Source organism: Streptomyces sp. WM4235 (assembly GCF_001279725.1).
Lineage (GTDB): Bacteria > Actinomycetota > Actinomycetes > Streptomycetales > Streptomycetaceae > Streptomyces.
The window spans coordinates 1-3,084 of the sequence record NZ_LGDE01000127.1; the positions used below are offsets into that span (position 1 = coordinate 1).

The following is a 3,084-nucleotide window of genomic DNA, read 5'->3' on the forward strand; positions in this document are numbered from 1 at the left end:
CGGGGCCCGCACGCCGGCGCCAATAATCAGCTGGTGCGGCATGGCGGGGGGTCTGCCACGAGAATCCCGCCCCGCGGCGTCGCATCTCAGCATGCGGATGGACACGCCTGCCTGAGTCTGAACACACGCCCGCCTGAGACCGGTCGTGAACGTTCGGGACCGCCCGGCGACCGATCAGGACGCGGCGTCACTCCCGCGCGACACACGATCGCGGTCGCGGTCGCGGCTGGGGCCCGGGTCCACGTCGAGCCTGGGGTCCAGGTCCAGGCGGGGGTCGAGGTTCCCGGTGCGGTCGGTCGCCACGGGGTGCGCGGCCAGCGGTACGAGCACCGTGATGCGCTTGCCGCCCGCCGGCAGCAGGGTGACGGTCACACTGTGCGAGAGGCGCTGGATCAGGGGCCAGCCGAAGCCGCCGGCGAGGAACGTGCCGGCCTGGCGGGGCAGGGTGACGGGACGGTCACCGCTGGGGTCGCTGATGCTCAGGCGCAGACCGTTCTCCGACACCGAGGCGCTGAATCCGGTGATCCCGCCACCGTGCCGGATGGCGTTCGTCGCCAGTTCCGACGTCACCAGGAGCGCGTCGGTCAGGACGTCGTCCCCGTCCGGGCCGACACCGACGAGTCCCGCGGAGCCCAGCAGGAACCGCACGCGGTCCCTCGCCTCCATGGCGGTGTGCGGAACGGGCTGCGCCGGTCCGTTCACGTCGTATCGCACGTTCACCTCCTCATCGGTCACGTCAGACGCGGACGCTACTCGACTGCCCTGTAGCCGCGCCGGCAATCGCGGCGGCAAACACCAGTGCCCTCCCCGGCCCGTGGATCACGGTCGACGACGCTGGGACGGCACGGTCATGATCATGGCCTCGGCCAGCGTGGGGGCCGCGGCGAAGACCTGGGAGGCACCCGTGATGTCGAGGAGCCGGCCCAGGCGGGGCGGTACCACCCCGGCCAGGATCACGGGGCGGTCCAGGGCCGGCTGGAGCATGACGCTCAGCGTCGTCGAGTCCGCGAAGGTGACCCCCGCGACGTCCAGGACGTACCGGGCGACGCCGGCGGCCTCGGGGTCCAGGGCGCCGCGCAGCTCGTCCACGTTGTCCATGTCGAACTCGCCCGCCATCACGACGATGCGGACGTCGCCCTCGGAACGCGTCTCGACGCGGCACCGCGCGTCATCGCCACCCGGGAACGTGTGAGCGTCCATGTGCTCCATCTTTCTCTCTCTCCGATGTCGGTTGATCCGGTCCGACCGGTCGCACCCGGTCGCGGTGCTCGAATCAGACGGACCGCGGCAGTTTCACCACGGTGACGAAGAAGTCGTCGATCTGCTGGATGGCCCGGATGAACTGGTCGAGGTCCACCGGCTTGGTCACGTAGGCGTTGGCGTGCAGCTTGTAGCTGCGCAGGATGTCCTCCTCCGCCGCCGACGTGGTGAGGACGACCACCGGGATGTGACTCAGCTCGGGGTCGTTCTTGATCTGTTCGAGGACCTGTCGACCGTCGTACTTGGGAAGGTTCAGGTCGAGGAGGATCAGGTCGGGGCGCGGGGCGTTCGTGTGGTCGCCCCTGCGGTACAGGAAGTCCAGGGCCTCCAGGCCGTCCCGGACGACGTGCAGCGTGTTGCCGATCTTGTTGTCCTCGAAGGCCTCGCGGGTCATGAGCTCGTCACCCGCGTCGTCCTCGACGAGCAGGACTTCCGCCGGCTGGCTCTGCGGCCTGGGGAGGGGGGTGCTCATGCGGTGCTTCCTTCGATGGTCGGTACGGTCGCGTTCGCGTTCACGGAGGCGGAATCGGATCCCGCCACGCCGGATCCTGCCACGGAGCCGGATCCTGTCACGGACCCGTCGTCGGTGAGTACGGGCAGGGTGAAGACCATCCGCGTTCCGCCGATATGGGCGGTGTCGATCCAGATGCGACCGCCTGAGTGCTCGACGATCTTCTTGCAGAGCGACAGGCCGATCCCCGTGCCACCGTAGGATTCCCGGCCGTGCAGGCGCTGGAAGATGACGAACACCTTGTCGGCGAACTCGGCCGGGATCCCGATTCCGTTGTCCGTGACGGTGAAGGTGTGGAAGCCGGGTTCGGCCCCGGTCCCTTCCTCGTCGTCGCGCAGGGCGATCTCGACGCGCGCGGGGCGGTCGGGGGAGCGGAACTTCACGGCGTTGGCGACGAGGTTCTGCCAGAGCATGGTGAGCAGGGTGGGGTCGCCCGACACCGCGGGCAGGCGCTCCGGCCGCACGATCTCGGCCCCGCTCTCCTCGACGGCGGTGGCGAGGTTGCGCAGGGCGCGGTCGACGGTGCCGTCCAGGGCGACGGTCTCCCGCGCGTCCTGGACCCGGCCCACCCGGGAGAACGTGAGCAGGTCGTTGATCAGGACCTGCATGCGCTTGGCGCCGTCGACGGCGAAGCCGATGTACTGGCTGCCCCGCTCGTCGAGCCGGTCCCCGTACCGCTTTTCCAGGAGCTGGCAGAACGAGGCGACCTTGCGCAGCGGTTCCTGGAGGTCGTGCGAGGCGACGTACGCGAACTGTTCCAGCTCGGCGTTGGAGCGGCGCAGTTCCACCGCCTGGGCGTCGAGGTCCGCGGCGGTCCGCTTCAGCTCCTCCGCGTTGCGGCGGGAGGCCTTCAGCTCGGCGACGGTCCGGCGGCGCATGGCCTCCACCGCGCGGGCGAGCGAGCGCAGGTCGGAGGGTCCCGTCTCGGGGATCTCCTCCTCGAACGCGCCCGCGGCCACCCTCCGGGACGCGGCCCGGACCTCGGCCAGCGGCCGGACGACGCTCATCTGCAGGAGCACGGCGAGGCAGAGGCCGGTCACGAGGAAGGCCACGACGATCGCCAACAGGACGTGGTCGCGTTCGGAGCGGGCCTGCGCGAAGGTGGCGCGGGCGTCGCCCTGCAGGGTGTCGAGTCGGGTCTGCTGGGTCTTGACGCGCCCGCGGACCTCGTCGAAGCGGTCCTTGCCCAATTGGACCGACGGCCCGGCCGTCCCGGCCTTCGCCGACGCGAGGCTCGGCGAGGCGAAGGAGTCCTGCCAGGTGCGCGCGGCCTGCTCGACGGCCGCCAGGTCGGTCCGGGCGGTGCTCTCGTC

The 3,084-nt window shown here is 70.6% G+C and carries 4 protein-coding genes; all 4 read right to left on the minus strand.

The features are described 5' to 3' along the window. Window positions 1–174 precede the first annotated feature (174 nt). Window positions 175–714: an ATP-binding protein gene (locus ADK55_RS36335; RefSeq protein ID WP_199826505.1), complete on the minus strand. Its 540-nt coding sequence runs from the start codon at window positions 712–714 to the stop codon at window positions 175–177. A 105-nt stretch (window positions 715–819) separates the two neighbouring features. After that, complete coding sequence (locus tag ADK55_RS12770; RefSeq protein ID WP_159041372.1) at window positions 820–1,200, minus strand: STAS domain-containing protein; 381 nt, start codon at window positions 1,198–1,200, stop codon at window positions 820–822. 73 nt (window positions 1,201–1,273) lie between these two features. After that, entirely contained in the window at window positions 1,274–1,732 is a 459-nt protein-coding gene (locus ADK55_RS12775; RefSeq protein WP_053678158.1) for a response regulator, read from the minus strand. Continuing rightward, on the minus strand, window positions 1,729–3,084 hold a 1,356-nt coding region (locus tag ADK55_RS12780; RefSeq protein ID WP_053678160.1), incomplete at its 5' end, for a sensor histidine kinase. The genes ADK55_RS12780 and ADK55_RS12775, both read right to left, overlap by 4 nt.

Coding starts and splice junctions, on each gene's coding strand:
- ADK55_RS12770 (WP_159041372.1), bottom strand. CDS start 1,200: ATGGACGCTCACACGTTCCCGGGTGGCGATGACGCGCGGTGCCGCGTC.
- ADK55_RS12775 (WP_053678158.1), bottom strand. CDS start 1,732: ATGAGCACCCCCCTCCCCAGGCCGCAGAGCCAGCCGGCGGAAGTCCTG.